The organism is Methylobacterium sp. AC433 (assembly GCF_979253015.1).
Map to the genome: position 1 here is coordinate 279,695 of NZ_CEEDBN010000004.1, position 16,695 is coordinate 296,389.

15 protein-coding genes and 2 tRNA genes are annotated in these 16,695 nt (G+C 67.1%); 5 read left to right on the forward strand and 12 right to left on the reverse strand.

Going from position 1 to position 16,695, the window contains the following annotated elements:
- Positions 1-167 precede the first annotated feature (167 nt).
- Positions 168-542 carry a DUF2794 domain-containing protein gene (locus AC0IWM_RS09360; RefSeq protein WP_471754550.1) on the forward strand — a complete coding sequence of 125 codons (375 nt, stop codon included), beginning with the start codon at positions 168-170 and terminating at the stop codon, positions 540-542.
- Between the two features lie 102 nt (positions 543-644).
- Here the strand turns inward: AC0IWM_RS09360 and AC0IWM_RS09365 are convergent, their stop codons facing one another.
- The 6 genes from AC0IWM_RS09365 to rpmI form a co-directional block, all read right to left on the reverse strand.
- Positions 645-1,412: a Bax inhibitor-1/YccA family protein gene (locus tag AC0IWM_RS09365; RefSeq protein WP_243911754.1), complete on the reverse strand. Its 768-nt coding sequence runs from the start codon at positions 1,410-1,412 to the stop codon at positions 645-647.
- Positions 1,413-1,765: 353 nt separating this feature from the next.
- Positions 1,766-2,605 carry a DUF1186 domain-containing protein gene (locus tag AC0IWM_RS09370; protein WP_471754552.1) on the reverse strand — a complete coding sequence of 280 codons (840 nt, stop codon included), beginning with the start codon at positions 2,603-2,605 and terminating at the stop codon, positions 1,766-1,768.
- A gap of 15 nt (positions 2,606-2,620) precedes the next feature.
- Positions 2,621-5,044 (reverse strand): phenylalanine--tRNA ligase subunit beta, encoded by a 2,424-nt coding sequence (gene pheT / locus AC0IWM_RS09375; protein WP_471754554.1) that lies wholly within the window; start codon positions 5,042-5,044, stop codon positions 2,621-2,623.
- Between the two features lie 106 nt (positions 5,045-5,150).
- Positions 5,151-6,233: a phenylalanine--tRNA ligase subunit alpha gene (gene pheS / locus AC0IWM_RS09380; protein WP_471754556.1), complete on the reverse strand. Its 1,083-nt coding sequence runs from the start codon at positions 6,231-6,233 to the stop codon at positions 5,151-5,153.
- A gap of 239 nt (positions 6,234-6,472) precedes the next feature.
- Positions 6,473-6,844 carry a 50S ribosomal protein L20 gene (gene rplT, locus AC0IWM_RS09385; protein WP_056476294.1) on the reverse strand — a complete coding sequence of 124 codons (372 nt, stop codon included), beginning with the start codon at positions 6,842-6,844 and terminating at the stop codon, positions 6,473-6,475.
- A 48-nt stretch (positions 6,845-6,892) separates the two neighbouring features.
- Positions 6,893-7,096 (reverse strand): 50S ribosomal protein L35, encoded by a 204-nt coding sequence (gene rpmI, locus AC0IWM_RS09390; RefSeq protein WP_018044555.1) that lies wholly within the window; start codon positions 7,094-7,096, stop codon positions 6,893-6,895.
- A gap of 282 nt (positions 7,097-7,378) precedes the next feature.
- Here rpmI and AC0IWM_RS09395 point away from each other — a divergent pair.
- The 3 genes from AC0IWM_RS09395 to AC0IWM_RS09405 all read left to right on the forward strand — a co-directional run bounded on the left by AC0IWM_RS09395 (position 7,379) and on the right by AC0IWM_RS09405 (position 8,402).
- Positions 7,379-7,455: transfer RNA gene (locus AC0IWM_RS09395), tRNA-Asp, on the forward strand.
- Between the two features lie 79 nt (positions 7,456-7,534).
- A complete protein-coding gene (locus AC0IWM_RS09400; RefSeq protein WP_471754558.1) occupies positions 7,535-7,750 on the forward strand; it encodes a hypothetical protein in 216 nt (71 codons plus the stop codon).
- 130 nt (positions 7,751-7,880) lie between these two features.
- A complete protein-coding gene (locus AC0IWM_RS09405) occupies positions 7,881-8,402 on the forward strand; it encodes a CAP domain-containing protein (protein WP_471754560.1) in 522 nt (173 codons plus the stop codon).
- Between the two features lie 12 nt (positions 8,403-8,414).
- Here AC0IWM_RS09405 and AC0IWM_RS09410 read toward each other — a convergent pair whose 3' ends face one another.
- Both AC0IWM_RS09410 and AC0IWM_RS09415 read right to left on the reverse strand, forming a co-directional pair.
- Positions 8,415-9,056, reverse strand: a complete 642-nt coding sequence (locus tag AC0IWM_RS09410) for a cyclic nucleotide-binding domain-containing protein (protein WP_471754620.1) — start codon at positions 9,054-9,056, stop codon at positions 8,415-8,417.
- A 42-nt stretch (positions 9,057-9,098) separates the two neighbouring features.
- Entirely contained in the window at positions 9,099-9,386 is a 288-nt protein-coding gene (locus AC0IWM_RS09415) for a hypothetical protein (RefSeq protein WP_471754562.1), read from the reverse strand.
- A gap of 365 nt (positions 9,387-9,751) precedes the next feature.
- Between AC0IWM_RS09415 and AC0IWM_RS09420 the strand changes: the two genes are divergently transcribed.
- Positions 9,752-11,293, forward strand: a complete 1,542-nt coding sequence (locus tag AC0IWM_RS09420) for a lipopolysaccharide biosynthesis protein (RefSeq protein WP_471754564.1) — start codon at positions 9,752-9,754, stop codon at positions 11,291-11,293.
- Between the two features lie 246 nt (positions 11,294-11,539).
- On the opposite strand, the gene AC0IWM_RS09425 is transcribed toward AC0IWM_RS09420, so the two are convergent.
- From AC0IWM_RS09425 to AC0IWM_RS09440, 4 genes are all read right to left on the reverse strand, one after another.
- A tRNA-Val gene (locus AC0IWM_RS09425) sits at positions 11,540-11,615 on the reverse strand.
- A gap of 153 nt (positions 11,616-11,768) precedes the next feature.
- Positions 11,769-14,195 (reverse strand): endopeptidase La, encoded by a 2,427-nt coding sequence (gene lon / locus AC0IWM_RS09430; RefSeq protein WP_471754566.1) that lies wholly within the window; start codon positions 14,193-14,195, stop codon positions 11,769-11,771.
- A 258-nt stretch (positions 14,196-14,453) separates the two neighbouring features.
- On the reverse strand, positions 14,454-15,725 hold the full coding sequence (clpX, locus tag AC0IWM_RS09435; protein WP_056476311.1) for an ATP-dependent Clp protease ATP-binding subunit ClpX: 1,272 nt from the start codon (positions 15,723-15,725) through the stop codon (positions 14,454-14,456).
- A 221-nt stretch (positions 15,726-15,946) separates the two neighbouring features.
- Positions 15,947-16,573: an ATP-dependent Clp protease proteolytic subunit gene (locus AC0IWM_RS09440; RefSeq protein WP_026176059.1), complete on the reverse strand. Its 627-nt coding sequence runs from the start codon at positions 16,571-16,573 to the stop codon at positions 15,947-15,949.
- Between the last annotated feature and the right edge of the window lie 122 nt (positions 16,574-16,695).

Below are 16,695 nucleotides of genomic sequence, written 5' to 3' on the forward strand. Positions count from 1 at the left end.
ATCGACGAAGTTTCGGCAACAGGTGTCGCGCCGCATCAAGGCCGACGCTGGGCCTTATGGCGGCGAAATCATGGTGATGTGTTTCGGAAGCGCGCAGCGAATCACCACCCTTGCGGCGGTGGAAGCGCGGCACCATGATGAAGGATCAGTCCGGAACAGGAGTGACGATGAGCGAGAGAACCGGTGCCGATCCGCGATTGTCCGAAGCGGCCGCGCGGGTCATCCCCTTCCCGACCGCGCCGGTTCCGCCTCAGATCGCCTTCGACCGCGCGGAGCTCCGCGTCCTCTTCAATCTCTATGGACGGATGGTGTCGCAGGGCGAATGGCGCGACTACGCCCTCGATTTCCGGCGCGATAAGGCGGTGTTCTCGATCTACCGGCGCAGTTCGGAGATGCCGCTCTACCGGGTCGAGAAGGACCCGAAGCTCGCCCGGCGCCAGGGCGCCTACGCGGTCGTGGCCGCCTCCGGCCTGGTGTTGAAGCGCGGCGCCGACCTCGCCCGAGTGCTCGCCGTGCTGGAGCCGCCGCTTCGTGCGGTGTAGCCGGGCCGGACAGGTCTCCCGCCCAGCAAAAAGCTCCAGCCCAGCAGAAAGGCCCCGGCGGTATCCGCCGGGGCCTTCTGGTTCGTCCAGCAGCCGGTCTGCTTAGCGGCGGTCGCCGAGGAGCGAGAGCAGCATCTGGAACATGTTGATGAAATCCAGGTACAGCGTCAGGGCTCCGTTCACCGACAGCTTGGCCGCGCCCTCGGCATCGGCCCCGCTATAGAGGAACATCTCCTTGAGCTTCTGCGTGTCGTAGGCGGTGAGGCCCGCGAAGATCAGGACGCCGATCACCGAGATCGCGAACTGAAGCGCCGAGGAGGCAAGGAAGATATTCACCAGCGAAGCGATGATCAGGCCGATCAAGCCCATGATCAGGAACGAGCCCATGCCCGACAGGCTACGCTTGGTCGTGTAGCCGTAGAGGCTGAGACCGCCGAAGGTCGCCGCCGTGATGAAGAACACCCGCACCACGCTCGCGCCCGTGAAGACGAGCAGCAGCGAGGACATCGAGGCGCCCATCACCGCCGCGAAGGCGAAGAAGGTCAGGCGCGCCGAAGCGGCGGACATCCGATCCATCCGCATCGAGAAGATGAAGATGAAGGCGAGCGGAGCCAGCATGATCACCCACTTGAGCGGGCTGGTGTAGAGTAGCTGGCCGAACGGCGTCAGGGCGACGCGACCGGTCGCCGTCTGGGCGACGGCGGCCATGTTGAGGCCGAGCGCCACGAGACCGGAGATCCCGAGGCCGATGACCATGTTGTTGTAGACGCCGAGCATGAAGGTACGCAGGCCCTGGTCGATCTCGACCTGGCTACCGGCATACCCGGTCGGCTGGGCGCCGTACCGGAAGGGGCTGTTATCGAATGCCATGGGAGTTTCCCTTGGAAGCTCTCTCAGCGTGTGATTTCGGAATGAGGCTCACGCACAGGACCTCTTGGCGCCAAGCGACGCCTCACGACGAAATATGTTCGGTCACGCTGCCCCGCACAAGAGGCCGGCCAAGGCTGAATCGCGTGAATCGCACCCGCCTTTGCTGGTATTTTGTTCGGGTCAGGCGGGATTAAAACGGGGCCTCACCATGCGAGAATTTCGTGACGGACGGGATTAACAGCCCTGTCGCAGCAAGTCTTGACTCTCGGTGACGCCGGCAGACGGGGATCGAAGGGCGAGCCGGCCGCTTTCAGGATGCGCCCGTGGCACGGGCGGGCTCCCCTTGGGTTCTGTCAGGCCACGGCCTTATCGAGGCAGCACTTCTTGAACTTCTTGCCGCTGCCGCAGGGACACGGATCGTTGCGGCCGACATGCTTGAGCGGATTGCGGACCGGCTGACCGAACCCCTCCGCCGTCCAGGCGAGCTCCGCAACGGGGTCGTCGAGGATACCGAAGCGCTCGCGGTCGAACCGGGCGGGGTCGTCGAGCTCCATCGCCTCGCGCAGCGCCCCGGGGAACCAGGACGGGTCGCTGATCTCCGCGGTGAGCCGCCCATCCTGGCGCGCAGCAGAGACGCGAGGCGCCAGCTCGGCGAGGCCGAGGAGCGCGATCGCTTCTTCCCAGCCGGCCCAAGCGAGATCGCCCTCGACGGCGGCCCGCTTGTCGTCGAAGCGGACCAGGAGGTCGTGCGCCTGGCGGCGCGGAATGCGCTCGATCTGGGTCAGGAAGGCCAGGACACCGAAGGCTTCGTTCCGCACGACGTCGTCGACCGTGCTGTCCACCAGCAGGGAGAAGAGAGGCTCGGCATCGCCGTCGAAGACGCCGATCAGAACCTTCGCCAGCGTCGTCGTCAGCGCATCGCCGAGGATAACGTCGAGGGTCTCGCCGTCGCGATGGAGCAGCCGGATCAGCGGCCGATAGGCCCGGGTGTCCCGGGCTGCGGCGAGGACGTGCAGGCCCCAGAACAGGAGGTCGGCATCCGCCTCCCTGAGGTCCGGGTCCCGGGCGGCCCGATCCAGGACGTCGAGCACCGCGTCGGCGATGCGGTGCGGCTCCGCGAGCGCCGCGCGCATCTCGGGCACCGGCAGGTACTTGGCGGCCGAGAGCGCCGCGACGAGATCCGGATCGAGCATGGGTGGCCTATCCTGTTAGGAGCGGAGGGTCGCCCCGGTCTTGCGCGCAACCTCTGCGACGATCCGGGCGCTGACCGCCTCGATCTCCGCATCGGTGAGGGTGCGGTCCACCGGCTGGAGCCGAACCGCGATCGCCACCGACTTCGCGCCCTCGGGAACACCGACGCCCTCGTAGACATCGAACACGTCGATGCCGGTGACGAGCTTGCGCTCGGCGGCCTGGGCAGCCTTCACCACCTCCCCGGCCGCGACGTCGCGGCCGACCACGAAGGCGAAATCGCGGGAGATCGGCTGGAAGTCCGAGAGGGCCAGGGCCGGCTTGACCTTGGTGGGCCGGTGCTTCGGCAGCGGCACCGCGTCGAGGGTGATCTCGAAGGCGACGAGCTGACCCTTGAGGTCCAGGGCCTTCATCACGCGGGGATGCACCTCGCCGAAGAAGCCGACCTGATTCTTGGGCCCGAACTGAAGGGTGCCGGAACGGCCCGGATGCAGCCAGTCCGGCCCGCCCGCCACGACCTGCAGGCCTCCGGTGGGAACACCGAGCGCCGCCAGGAGCGCGAGGGCATCGGCCTTGGCGTCGAAGGCGTCGACGCCGTCGGTGCGCCCGTCCCAATGGCGGCCCGCGCCCGCATGGGTGGCGGTGCCGCGTCGGATCGCGGCCGCCCGGATGGTCTGGCCCTCGGGCTGGTCGGTGGCGAAGCACTGGCCGACCTCGAACAGGGCGACGTCGGGGCTGCCGCGGTCGGCGTTGCGCTGGGCGGCGCGCAGCAGGCCGGGCACCAGGCTCGGGCGCATGTCGGAGAGATCGGCGGCGATCGGGTTGGCCAGCGCCAGGTCGGCGCCGCCGCCCCCGAACAGCACGGCGTCCTCGTGCGGAATGAACGACCAGGTCACCGCCTCGACGAGGCCGCGGCCGGCCAGCGCCCGCTTGGCGAGGCGGGTGCGCTTCTGCATCACGGTCAGCACCGGCTTGCCCACCGCCGCCTCCATGCGCGGCAGGGGCTTGGGCTCGATGCGGTCGAGGCCGGCGATGCGCACGATCTCCTCGACGAGGTCGGCCTTGCCCTCGACGTCCGGGCGCCAGGAGGGGGTGAGCACCTTCACGCGGTCGCCCGAACCGGCCACGTGGAAGCCGAGGGCCTCCAGCGTCACCTTCATCTCGGCGCGGGAGAGCTCGATGCCGGCGAGACGCCGGGTCTCGGTCCAGGGGAAGTCGATGACCCGCTCGGTCTGGGGCGGTTCGCCGACGATCACGGGTTGGCTCGGGGTGCCGCCGCAGATCTCCAGCACCAGGCGGGTGGCGAGGTCGAGGCCCGGCAGGGTGAAGGCCGGGTCGACCCCGCGCTCGAAGCGGTAGCGCGCATCGGTGATCACGCCGAGGCGGCGGCCGGACTGGGCGATGTTCACCGGATCCCACAGCGCCGATTCGATCAGCACGTCGGTGGTCGCGGCGTCGCAGCCGGAGGCCTCGCCGCCGATGATGCCGCCGATGGACTCGACGCCGTTGTCGTCCGCGATGACCACGGTGTCGCCCGTCAGGGTGTAGGTCTTGCCGTCGAGGGCCTTCAGGGCCTCGCCGTCGCGGGCGCGGCGGACCACGAGGCCGCCCGCCACCTTGCCGGCGTCGAAGACGTGGAGCGGCCGGCCGCGGTCGAAGGTCAGGTAATTGGTGATGTCCACCAGCGCGTTGATCGGGCGCAGGCCGAGCGCGCGCAGGCGCGCCTGCATCCAGTCCGGCGAGGGCCCGTTCCTGACGCCGCGCACGAGGCGCAGGGTGAAGTAGGGGCAGAGGCCGGCATCATGCGCCGCGAAGTCGAGGCTGATGGGCACCGGGCAGGCCCCCTCCCCCCGCACCGGCGGCTGCGGCTCGCGCTTCAGGTCGCCCAAGCCGGTCGCGGCGAGGTCGCGGGCGATGCCGTGGATCGCGGTGCAGTCGGGCCGGTTCGGCGTGAGGTTGATCTCCACCACCGGGTCGTCGAGCTTGGCGTAGAGGGCGTAGGGCTGGCCGGTGGGCGCGTCCTCGGGCAGATCGAGGATGCCGTTCGATTCCTCGCCAAGGCCGAGCTCGGCGCCCGAGCACAGCATGCCGAGGCTCTCGACGCCCCGGATGGTGCCCACCGCCAGGGTCTTGTCGAGGCCGGGCACGTAGGTGCCGGGGGGCGCGAACACCGTCTTCATTCCGGCGCGGGCGTTGGGCGCGCCGCACACCACCTGCACGGGCTGTCCGTTGCCGGCATCCACCGTGCAGACGCGCAGGCGGTCGGCGTTCGGGTGCGGCTCGGCGGTGAGCACGTGGGCGACCACGAAGGGCTTGAGGCTCGCGGCCTTGTCCTCGATGCCTTCGACCTCGAGCCCGATCCGCGTCAGGGTCTCGGCCACGGTGTCGAGGGACGCCTCGGTGTCGAGGTGATCCTTGAGCCAGGAGAGGGTGAGTTTCATCGCTTGAATCCCCTGGCGTCCGAGGCTCCCGGGAGGGTGGGATGCCGGCGCCGAACAGGAAAGGAAAGGTCTCGTCCGGCCGGAGCCGGCGCGCGAACGCCCGGGATCAGGCCGTGAGGCCCGCCACCAGGCTCGGGATGTCGAGGGGCCGGAAGCCGTAATGGTCGAGCCAGCGCACGTCCGCTTCGAAGAAGGGGCGCAGGTCCGGCATGCCGTATTTCAGCATCGCGATCCGGTCGATGCCGACGCCGAAGGCGAAGCCCTGGACGCTGTCGGGATCGAGGCCGCAATTGCGCAGCACATTCGGGTGGACCATGCCGCAGCCGAGGATCTCGAGCCAGTCGGTGCCCTCGCCGAAGCGGATCTCGCCGCCCTTGCGCGAGCACTGGATGTCCACCTCCGCCGAGGGTTCGGTGAAGGGGAAGAACGAGGGCCGGAAGCGCATCTTCACGGCCTCGACCTCGAAGAAGGTGCGGCAGAACTCCTCCAGCACCCATTTCAGGTTCGCGATGTTGGCGGCCTTGTCGATCACCAGGCCCTCGACCTGGTGGAACATCGGCGTGTGGGTCTGGTCGGAATCGTGCCGGTAGGTCCGGCCCGGGCAGATCACCCGGATCGGCGGCTGCTGGGCGCGCATCGTCCGGATCTGCACCGGCGAGGTGTGGGTGCGCAGCACCTTGCGCTGGCCGTTGTGGTCGGGGGCCAGGAAGAAGGTGTCGTGCATCTCGCGCGCCGGGTGGCCGGGCGGGAAGTTGAGGGCGGTGAAGTTGTAGTCGTCGGTCTCGATGTCAGGGCCTTCGGCCACCGAGAAGCCCATATCGGCGAAGATCGCCGTGATCTCGTCCATGACCTGGCTGATCGGGTGGACGCGGCCGCGCACCTCCGGCGCCTCCCGCACCGGCAGGGTCACGTCGATGCGCTCGGCCGCGAGGCGGGCGGCGAGGGCCGCCTCCGCCAGGGCGTCCCGCCGCATCGCCAGCGCACCCTGCACCCGGTCGCGCAGGCCGTTGATCAGGGGCCCGCGCGCCTTGCGCTCGTCGGGGGTCATCGCCCCGAGAGTCTTCAGAAGCTCGGAGACCGATCCCTTCTTGCCCAGGGCCGCGACGCGCACGGCGTCGAGGGCGGACTCGTCGGCGGCATCCGCGACCTGACGGAGCAGGTCGCCTTCGAGGGTGTCGAGATCGGTCATCGGTTCAACTCACCGGCTGCGGCGCCGACCCTCGCGGGGCCGGGCGGGCTCCTCGGCATCGGGGCAACGGAATCGGGGCAACGGCCCGGGGCGAGGGTTTTCCCGGTCCCCGACCGCAACGCAAGCGGTCGGAAGCCGAAAACCCCCGATGTCGGGCAGAAAGACGAAAGGCGCGGCTCCCCGGGGGCGCCGCGCCTTTCGTGAAGAACAGCGCTCGGCTCGGGCGAGCCGGGCTCGCCTCAGGCGGCCTTGGCAGCCGGGAGGGCGGCCTTGGCCATCTCGACCACGGCGGCGAACGAGGCGGGCTCGTGGATGGCGAGCTCGGAGAGGGCCTTGCGGTCCACCTCGATGCCGGACTTCGACAGGCCGTTGATGAAGCGCGAATAGGTCAGGCCATGCTCACGGACAGCGGCGTTGAGGCGCTGGATCCAGAGGGCGCGGAACGTGCGCTTCTTGTTCTTCCGATCGCGGTAGGCATACTGCATGCCCTTCTCGACCGCCTGCTTGGCGATCCGGATCGTATTCTTGCGGCGGCCGTAATAACCACGGGCGGCCTTGAGGACTTTCTTGTGCTTCGCGTGACTGGTCACGCCGCGCTTGACGCGGGCCATGGGAGTTCTCCTGGATTACGAAAAAAGCAGTGTCGGCGTCGTGAAGGCTTACCGGCTGTTGGGCAGGAAATACTTCTTCACGTTGGCAGCATCGCCCTCGAACAGGGTGGTGGTGCCGCGCAGGTTGCGGATCTGCTTCGTCGTCCGCTTGATCATCCCGTGGCGCTTGCCGGCCTGGGCATACATGACCTTGCCGGTGCCGGTGATCTTGAAGCGCTTCTTCGCGCCCGACTTGGTTTTCAGCTTGGGCATTTGGCTCTCCTGAACGCGCAGCGGCTCCGATCCGGATAGATCGAAGAGATGCGCTCGGTTGATGCTTCTGATGGAGCAGCACGAACCGCCACGGCAGCCCGATCGGCCGGGCGGTTCAACGCGAGGGGGCTATGACAGAAAAGCGATGCGGTTTCAATGCCGGCTTCTGGCGCGGCGGTCCGGGTCCGGAAATTCCCGGCCGAATGCGTTCCGGGATTGCTTGACAGCCTCCGGCACTGAACCTACACCGCCGACACCGCCGGAAACGGGGCGGGACGTCAAGCGGGCGTAGCTCAGTCGGTTAGAGTGCCGGCCTGTCACGCCGGAGGTCGCGGGTTCGAGTCCCGTCGCCCGCGCCATTGCGTCCCTCACGCAACCACCTCGTCTTTCACGCGCACCGCCCTATCCTCCTCCGGGAACCTTGCCGGAGCGCGAGCGATGTCGGGTGTGTTCTTCCTCTACTTCATTGCCTGCCTCGCCCGCGCGCCGGATACCTGCGAATCGCGCAAGCTCGCCCTCGACGTCGAGGACGCCCCGGCCTGCCTGCACGTGGCCCAGCCGCAACTGGCGCAGTGGATCGGCACGCATCCCGAGTTTCGGATCACGGCCTGGCGCTGCGGCGCTCCGCCCAGGGATCGCGGCACACGGATCTGACGGGGACCCGTGGCCGGAGGGACACAGGCCGAGTTCCGGTGCGCGCGCCCGGGCCGGGCGCCGTGTTTTCGCCGCATCGGCCACGGAGGCGGAGGGCTCACAGGCCCACCCTCGAGACACACCCGCACCGATGCGCTCCTCCCGCACCGCTCCGCCGCGCCGGTCCCTCCGCCTCGGCGCCGGCGCCCTCGCCGTCTCCGTCCTGCTGGCTCTGGCCGGATGCGGCACGCCGACTCTCCTCGCCCCCGACCAGCCGACCAGCGTCGTCATCCTGGACGAGCAGGCGGCCGCCGCGGCGATCTCGCGCTACCGGGCGCAGCACGGCCTCGGCTCGGTTGTGATCGATTCGAGCCTGATCCGCGCCGCTTCCTACCAGGCGGCCTCGAACGCCAAGGCGGGGCGCCTGAGCCACGAGATCGGCGGCACCTTCGATTTCCGCATGGCCCAGGCCGGATACGGCCGGACCTACGCCGCCGAGAACCTGAGCGCCGGCTCGGCGACCTTCGACGAGGTGCTGGCCCGCTGGAAGGCCTCGACCGAGCACAACAGGAACATGCTGATCCCGCAGCTGCGGCGGATCGGCATCGCCCGCGTCGACGCGCCGGGCACCCGCTACAAGCGCTACTGGGCGCTGGTGATGGCCGGCGGATGAGTCGACAATGCCCTACAGCGCCCCGGTGCCGGCCGCGATCGCCGCCGCTTCCCGGGGCTGGGCCGGGTCCTGGGTCACCTGGAACAGCCGCTCGCTGGTGAGCTTGAGGAAATAGAATCCGAATTCCGGATTCTGATAGTAGAGCTGCTTGACCTCCGAATACGAGATCCGCAGGGCCTGCCCGGCCTCGATGCAGGTGAGCGAGGCGGTCCGGGTATTGCCCGGCGAGAGAAGGCCGAGTTCGCCGACGACGCCGCCGGCCCGCACCTCGATCCCGTATTCCGGAATGCGGAAGGCACCGCTCTCCACGTAGAACATCTCGCCGGCGTCGTCCCCTTTTCGGAACACCGTCTGGCCGGTGCGGAACCGGGTCGCGGTGCCGAAGGGCCGTAGCCAGTCGAGGGAGAGATCGCCGTCGGCCGCCGCCTCGACCTGGCGCACGAGGCGAACCATCTGCCAGAGGCGGAAGGCGTTGAAGGGAATCTGGATCGCCTCCGTGAGGACGACGGGCCAGCTGCCGATCAGCATCCCGTAGGTGATGACAGCCACGCTGGCGACGAGGGCCATGATCCGCAGTGGGATCATGGTGGTCATCGCCGAGGCCGTGATGGTGAGCGCCGTGCCGAGATACCCAATGGCCTCGATCCAATCGATGCCGGGCCAGGTCATCGCACCGCTCCCGCCCAACGCCGGGTCTCAGCCCCGCGCATCGTCGGCATCCGCCTCGGCGAGGCCATCCTGCAGGGAGCGGATGATCGTGCGCATTTCCGGGACCATTGCGATCGCCTTGGCGATGCGATGCGCCTCCTCCCGCGTCATCGACCCAGTCACCGTGCGCGCCGCAGCATCGTCCGCGAAGTAGGTCCAAGCCACCGCGAGCCCTTCCCCGTCCTCGATACAGAAGCCGCCGTCCCGCTCGACGACGATCCAGGGCGGCGGAAAACCCCGGGCCGCCTTCGGGTGGATCTCGCCTTCATCCGCCACGGGTCACCTCGACTCTGGGGACGAATTCTGATTGCCGCACGCATCGACAATCAAAAGACGCCATTTCTATCAGCTATTTAGGACGATTCAGCGAGGACTTGTGTAGCATTCGGGCCGTGCCGTGGAAAGCTCCGCGGGCACACGGGTCCCGGCGTCCCGCCATCAACGTCCCCTGTCGCCGGGCTGTCAGTTCCCGGTCACCTTCGGCGGAGATTCGAATCTCTGAAGCCGGAGGCCCGGCAGGTCCGAGAGTTGCTAAGCGTGGCCGGTCCTTCCTCGCCGCGTGCTCTCGATCGACCCCCATCACATCGACGACGGGACTCGGCGGCCTCCACCGAGCCTCGGATATTCGATCCATCTCAGACATGTCACGAGCGCTCGTGTATGTCGTGCGACTGGGGCAGCCGCTTGCCGCCTTTGGAGACGAACGGGTGATTTCCCTCGCAAAACGAATGGTTCGGAATGAATTTTCCATCGTTATGGTGGGCCAGGTTGTCCAGCTTGTCTTGACCTTTGGAACCTCTCTCATCATCGCTCGGACGATCGGTGCCGAGGGTTATGGTCTAATCAATCTTGCGCGAAGTATCGCCATGGTTCCGGCGATGATCGCACCCCTCGGTCTCGACATCGCTCTGCTGAAATTCTGTGGACGCACCGATTCCGCCGATCCAGTGGCCCAGGCCGTCATCCGGCAGCTCAGACTGACGGCTGCACTATTGAATATCGGCGTGATGCTCGCGGTCGTCGCGGCCGCGCTAGGCTCGGCATTCGTGAGCTCGTTCGGTCACCCCGGCCTCGATACCATCATGCTGGTGACCATCCTGACCCTTCCCTTCGCCGGCGATCTCAGCATCCTTGGCGCCCTTTACAAGGCGCGCGGCGAACCCGCCCGGTATGCGGTCATCTACTATATCGGTCAGTCGGTGCTGCGGGTGCTGATGATCGGTCCGGTGCTCCTCTTCTGGCCGAGCACCCTCGCCGTCGCCTTCGTCAACACGGCGCAGATCATCATGACGCAATGCCTCTGCTTCATCGACGAGCGACGGAGGCACGGACGGCGCCCGACCTCCGGTGCGACCGCCGACAGGGTCGTCGTCCGAGCCGAATACTGGCGCGTCTCGCGTGAGGCGATCTGGATGTGCGCGTCCATCGTCGTCTATGGAACGATGCGCCTCGCCGACATCCTCGTGCTCGGCTTCTATGCCGACACGGCGAGCATCGGCGAATACGCGGCCCTCTCGACCGTCGCGCAGCTCATCGTTTTCTGGTCGGTGGCCGGCAGTCAGACGCTCGGACCGCGCATCGCCAACTTCTATCATCAGGGCGACCTGGACAGCCTCAAGCGGGAACTGAGTCGCTACATCCGCCATGCCTCGATCGTCTCGAGCTTCATGTTCGCCGGACTCGCCGTCTTCGGTGACCGGCTCGATCTGATCTTTGGAAAGGCCTTCCACTTCGGCCCGGTCGTCTGCTTCATGCTGCCGCTGGCGTTTCTCCTCAGCGCCACCCTCGCTCCGATGGGCTACGCGCTATCGATGACGGGCCATCATCGCCAGGAGAATGCCATCCTCGCCAGCGGCGCACTGGTGCTCGTCGTCGCGCTGCTCATCCTAGTCCCACGCTATGGGCAGATCGGCGCCGCGAGTTCCGTCGTGGTCGCGTTCGGCCTCGTAAACGTCGTACGCTTCGTCTACACCGCGCGCCTTCATGGGTTCGTCCCGGGCCGGGCCGCCGACCTCCTGCCGCCCTTCGTGGGCCTGGCGCTCGCCTTCGTCGCGCGTGAGATCGGCAACGTGTTCGGCGGACACGACTTCCCGACGACCATCGGATCATCGGCCCTCTTCATCCTGCTCTACGTCGCCGTCTATCGGTCGGAACTTCCGCTTCGACGGTTCAAGAAGACCTAGATTTGAAGAAGCTTGTCTCGGGGACAGGGCCGGATGGAGACGCAGCGATGCCCGGTTAGGTCTTCGAGACCGCCGGCTCCGCCCAAGATCAGGACTCTCACCCGCTCCGGGTACGATCTCGGCGACAATCGGTCGTGGTCTGGTCGGAACGGCTTTCGAAGGGACCGGCGCGATCGATCCGGGCGCCTCACGCGCCGTCTGAAAATGGCGCGACGCCGGAGGGGCGCGTCGAGGCAGAGAGAGACCTGGTGGGCGGTGAGGGACTCGAACCCCCGACCCTCTCCGTGTAAAGGAGACGCTCTACCAACTGAGCTAACCGCCCGACTTGCTGCCCTAGGTCTCGCAGGACGCGACGCTTCGTAACGGAAGCGCGGGACGGCGCGCAACCCCCTCCTCCGGCGGCGGCCGGGTCTGGGCATGAAAAAGGCCCCGGCTCGTATGCCGGGGCCTCGTTCAGATCAGGGTTGCATCAGCGCTAGTGGGCGATCACCGTCGCGGAATCGTCCTCGGCGATGACCGGGCGGACCTTGGGGGCCGGCTCCTCCCACTCGATCGCCTCGGGGACGCGGACCAGGGCATGCTGGAGCACCTGGTCCATCCGCGACACGGGGATGATCTCCATCCCGTTCTTCACGCTGTCGGGCACCTCGGCGATGTCCTTGGCGTTCTCCTCCGGGATGAGGACCGTCTTGATGCCGCCGCGGAGCGCGGCGAGCAGCTTCTCCTTCAGACCGCCGATCGGGAGCACGCGGCCCCTGAGGGTGACCTCGCCCGTCATCGCGACGTCGCGGCGCACCGGGATGCCCGTCAGCGTCGAGATGATCGCGGTCGCCATGCCGATACCGGCGGACGGACCATCCTTCGGGGTCGCCCCCTCCGGAACGTGGACGTGGATGTCCCGGCGGTCGAACAGCGGCGGTTCGATGCCGAAATCGACGGCCCGCGAGCGGACGTAGCTCGCCGCAGCGGAGATCGACTCCTTCATCACGTCGCGCAGGTTGCCCGTGACCGTCATCTTGCCCTTGCCGGGCATCATGACGCCCTCGATCGTCAGCAACTCGCCGCCGACCTCGGTCCAGGCCAGACCCGTGACCACGCCGACCTGATCCTCCTCGTCGATCTCGCCGTAGCGGAACTTCGGCGGGCCGAGGAAGACCGGCAGGTTCTCCTCGGTGACGCTGACGGCCTTCACCTTAGTGATGAGGATCTCCTTCACCGCCTTGCGGATCAGGTTGGAGATCTCACGCTCCAGGTTGCGGACGCCCGCCTCCCGCGTATAGCGGCGGATGAGCATCAGCAGGCCGGCATCGTCGACCTGCCACTCCTTGGCATCGAGACCGTGCTTCTTCACGGCGCCCGGGATCAGGTGCTTGCGCGCGATCTCGAGCTTCTCTTCCTCGGTGTAGCCGGCGATGCGGATCACCTCCATGCGGTCCATCAGGGGCGCAGGGATGTTCAGGGTGTTGGCGGTGGTGACGAACATCACGTTCGACAGGTCGTAGTCCACTTCGAGGTAGTGGTCGTTGAACGTGGCGTTCTGCTCCGGATCGAGCACCTCCAGCAGGGCGGCCGACGGGTCGCCCCGGAAGTCCATGCCCATCTTGTCGATCTCGTCGAGCAGGATGAGCGGGTTCGAGGTCTTCGCCTTGCGCATCGACTGGACGATCTTGCCGGGCATCGAACCGATATAGGTCCGGCGGTGACCGCGGATCTCGGCCTCGTCGCGCACGCCGCCGAGCGACATGCGGACGAACTCGCGGCCCGTGGCCTTCGCGATGGACTTGCCGAGCGAGGTCTTGCCGACGCCGGGAGGACCGACGAGGCACAGGATCGGGCCGGTGAGCTTGTTCGCGCGCTGCTGCACGGCGAGATACTCGACGATCCGCTCCTTCACCTTGTCGAGGCCGAAATGGTCCTCGTCGAGCATGACCTGGGCGCCGAGGAGATCCTTCTTGATCTTCGAGCGTTTGCCCCACGGGATGCCGAGCATCCAGTCGAGGTAGTTGCGCACCACGGTCGCCTCGGCCGACATCGGCGACATCTGGCGCAGCTTCTTGAGCTCCGCCACCGCCTTGTCACGGGCTTCCTTGGTGAACTTGGTCTTCTCGATCTTCTCCTCGAGCTCGGCGAGCTCGTCCTTGCCGTCCTCGGAATCGCCCAGTTCCTTCTGGATCGCCTTCATCTGCTCGTTGAGGTAGTACTCGCGCTGGGTCTTCTCCATCTGCCGCTTGACGCGGGTCCGGATGCGCTTCTCCACCTGGAGCACGGAGATCTCGCTCTCCATCAGCGACAGCACACGCTCGAGGCGCTGCGCCACCGTCGGGATCTCGAGGATCGCCTGCTTGTCCGCGATCTTGACCGCGAGGTGCGAGCCGACGGTGTCGGCGAGCTTCGAGGGCTCGTCGATCTGGGTCACCGCGGAGACGACCTCGGGGGAGATCTTCTTGTTGAGCTTCACGTAGTTCTCGAACTCGGCGATGACCGAGCGCGCGAGGGCTTCTGCCTCGACGCTGTCACCGAGCTCGTCCGTGAGGGTCTCGGCCTCGGCCTCGTAGTAGGTGTCGGACTTGGTGAAGCGGGAGATCTTGGCGCGACCGGCCCCCTCGACCAGCACCTTCACGGTGCCGTCGGGCAGCTTCAGCAGTTGCAGCACGCTGGCCAGGGTGCCGATCTTGTAGATCGCGTCCGTCGAGGGATCGTCCTCGCTGGCGTTGATCTGCGTCGCCAGCAGGATGTGCCGGTCGGTACGGACGGCCTCTTCGAGGGCGCGGATCGACTTCTCGCGGCCGACAAAGAGTGGCACGATGATGTGCGGGAACACGACGATGTCGCGCAGGGGAAGGACGGCGTAGGAGCCCGTCGAGCCCGGAACGACGGGCTGGCGCGATTTCGATTGGGTCATATCGGACTTCCTCATGATGGACGCCGGGCAGCCGCTCCTCCTCCGGAGCAAGCATCCTGCCAGGGGCCGACCGGGCCGCGAGGGGGTCGGAAGTGTTTTGGGAAACGGTCTTGGACTGTGCGGCTGGTGACGGGACACCGCACCTCAGATGGTGAGCGTGCGGCCATCGCGCTGAGGCTGAGATGGAAATCGGGGCGGATGTTTTCAAGCATCCGCCCCGAGGCTCAACCCAGACCTGAAGAGGACCCGACCCGGGCCTCAGGCGCTGACGCTGGCCGGGGCTTCCTTGTTGCGGTCGCCATGGATGTAGAGCGGCCGAGCCTTGCCTTCGACGACTTCGGGGCCGATCACGACCTGCTCGACGGAGTCGAGTCCGGGCAGGTCGTACATCGTCTCGAGCAGGATCGTCTCTAGGATGGAGCGCAGGCCGCGGGCGCCGGTCTTCCGCTCGATCGCCTTGCGGGCGACCATGGAGAGCGCCTCCTCTTGGAAGGTGAGGTCGACGTTCTCCATCTCGAACAGGCGCTGATACTGCTTGACCAGGGCGTTCTTGGGCTCCTGCAGGATGCGCTTCAGGGCGGTCTCGTCGAGATCCTCGAGGGTCGCCAGCACGGGCAGGCGGCCGACGAACTCGGGGATGAGGCCGAACTTCAGCAGGTCCTCGGGCTCGACGTTGCGGAAGATCTCGCCGGTGCGGCGGTCGTCCGGGGCCTGCACGGTCGCGCCGAAGCCGATCGAGGTGCCCTTGCCGCGCGCCGAGATGATCCGCTCCAGGCCCGCGAAGGCGCCGCCGCAGATGAAGAGGATGTTGGTGGTGTCGACCTGCAGGAACTCCTGCTGCGGGTGCTTGCGGCCGCCCTGCGGAGGCACGGAGGCGACGGTGCCCTCCATGATCTTCAGCAGCGCCTGCTGTACACCCTCGCCCGAGACGTCGCGCGTGATCGACGGATTGTCGGACTTGCGCGAGATCTTGTCGATCTCGTCGATGTAGACGATGCCGCGCTGCGCCCGCTCGACGTTGTAGTCGGAGGCCTGGAGCAGCTTCAGGATGATGTTCTCGACGTCCTCGCCGACGTAGCCGGCCTCGGTGAGGGTGGTGGCGTCGGCCATGGTGAACGGCACGTCGAGAATGCGGGCCAGGGTCTGGGCCAGCAGCGTCTTGCCCGAGCCCGTCGGCCCGATCAGCATGATGTTCGACTTCGCCAGCTCGACGTCGTTGTGCTTCGAGGCGTGGGCGAGGCGCTTGTAGTGGTTGTGGACCGCGACCGAGAGGACCTTCTTCGCGAAGTCCTGGCCGATGACGTAGTCATCGAGGACCCGGCGGATTTCCTTCGGGGTCGGTACCCCATCGCGCGACTTCACCAGAGAGGACTTCGATTCCTCGCGGATGATGTCCATGCACAGTTCGACACACTCGTCGCAGATGAACACCGTCGGGCCCGCGATCAGCTTGCGGACCTCGTGCTGGCTCTTGCCGCAAAACGAGCAGTACAGCGTGCTCTTCGAGTCGTTGCCGCCAGTCTTGCTCATATCGGTCTCCGTTCGCGGGCATGGCGCCGGTCCGGGGCGCGCACGCATCCTTCGAATTTAATGGCGTCCGCCTAAAGAAACAGTCACCTGCGCGCATCTGCCGGCTTCGATCAGACTGGCGATGCAAGCACGCGACCGCGACGGGATCAAGGCGGGCACCGAAAAAGCGCTCCGCCTCGAAACGACGCGCCGGGCCGGATGCCCGGCGGTCCCGGTCGGGATCAGGCGGCGGCGGGCTCGGGCCGCTTCTGGATCACCTCGTCGATGAGCCCGAACTCCTTGGCGGCATCGGCCGTCATGAAGTTGTCGCGCTCCAGCGCCTGGACGATGGTGTCGTAGTCGCGGCCGGTGTGCTTCACGTAGATCTCGTTGAGGCGCTTCTTCAGGGCCTCGATCTCGCGGGCATGGATCAGGATGTCGGTGGCCTGGCCCTGGAAGCCGCCGGAGGGCTGGTGCACCATGATCCGGGCGTTCGGCAGGGCGAAGCGGTGGCCGGGCTCGCCGGCGGTGAGGAGCAGCGAGCCCATCGACGCGGCCTGGCCGACGCAGAGCGTCGTCACGGGGCAGCGGATGAACTGCATGGTGTCGTAGATCGACAGTCCGGAGGTCACGACGCCGCCCGGCGAGTTGATGTAGAAGGAGATTTCCTTCTTGGGGTTCTCGGCCTCGAGGAACAGCAACTGCGCGACGATCAGCGACGCACCGTAATCCTCGACCGGGCCGGTAAGGAAGATGATGCGCTCGCGCAGCAGGCGCGAGTAGATGTCGAAGGCACGCTCACCGCGGCTCGACTGCTCGACCACCATGGGCACGAGCGCGCTGTTATAATAGTCGACCGGATCTCTCATCATCACGTGCCCCAGCTACAAGGGGTCCGGCCGCGCCGCGAATCGGGCGCGCACCGGACGTTTCAGCGAACTACGGCGATGGTGAACATCGCCTTACTCTCGAGCCCGCCGCCCTCGTGGAG

What these genes read in the sequence shown, in the direction of transcription:
- AC0IWM_RS09440 (WP_026176059.1), bottom strand. Translation starts at nt 16,573, where the DNA reads ATGAGAGATCCGGTCGACTATTATAACAGCGCGCTCGTGCCCATGGTG.
- rpmI (WP_018044555.1), bottom strand. Translation starts at nt 7,096, where the DNA reads ATGCCCAAGCTGAAAACCAAGTCGGGCGCGAAGAAGCGCTTCAAGATC.
- AC0IWM_RS09365 (WP_243911754.1), bottom strand. Translation starts at nt 1,412, where the DNA reads ATGGCATTCGATAACAGCCCCTTCCGGTACGGCGCCCAGCCGACCGGG.
- AC0IWM_RS09360 (WP_471754550.1), top strand. Translation starts at nt 168, where the DNA reads ATGAGCGAGAGAACCGGTGCCGATCCGCGATTGTCCGAAGCGGCCGCG.
- pheT (WP_471754554.1), bottom strand. Translation starts at nt 5,044, where the DNA reads ATGAAACTCACCCTCTCCTGGCTCAAGGATCACCTCGACACCGAGGCG.
- AC0IWM_RS09370 (WP_471754552.1), bottom strand. Translation starts at nt 2,605, where the DNA reads ATGCTCGATCCGGATCTCGTCGCGGCGCTCTCGGCCGCCAAGTACCTG.
- AC0IWM_RS09420 (WP_471754564.1), top strand. Translation starts at nt 9,752, where the DNA reads ATGTCACGAGCGCTCGTGTATGTCGTGCGACTGGGGCAGCCGCTTGCC.
- clpX (WP_056476311.1), bottom strand. Translation starts at nt 15,725, where the DNA reads ATGAGCAAGACTGGCGGCAACGACTCGAAGAGCACGCTGTACTGCTCG.
- AC0IWM_RS09405 (WP_471754560.1), top strand. Translation starts at nt 7,881, where the DNA reads ATGCGCTCCTCCCGCACCGCTCCGCCGCGCCGGTCCCTCCGCCTCGGC.
- lon (WP_471754566.1), bottom strand. Translation starts at nt 14,195, where the DNA reads ATGACCCAATCGAAATCGCGCCAGCCCGTCGTTCCGGGCTCGACGGGC.
- AC0IWM_RS09400 (WP_471754558.1), top strand. Translation starts at nt 7,535, where the DNA reads ATGTCGGGTGTGTTCTTCCTCTACTTCATTGCCTGCCTCGCCCGCGCG.
- rplT (WP_056476294.1), bottom strand. Translation starts at nt 6,844, where the DNA reads ATGGCCCGCGTCAAGCGCGGCGTGACCAGTCACGCGAAGCACAAGAAA.
- pheS (WP_471754556.1), bottom strand. Translation starts at nt 6,233, where the DNA reads ATGACCGATCTCGACACCCTCGAAGGCGACCTGCTCCGTCAGGTCGCG.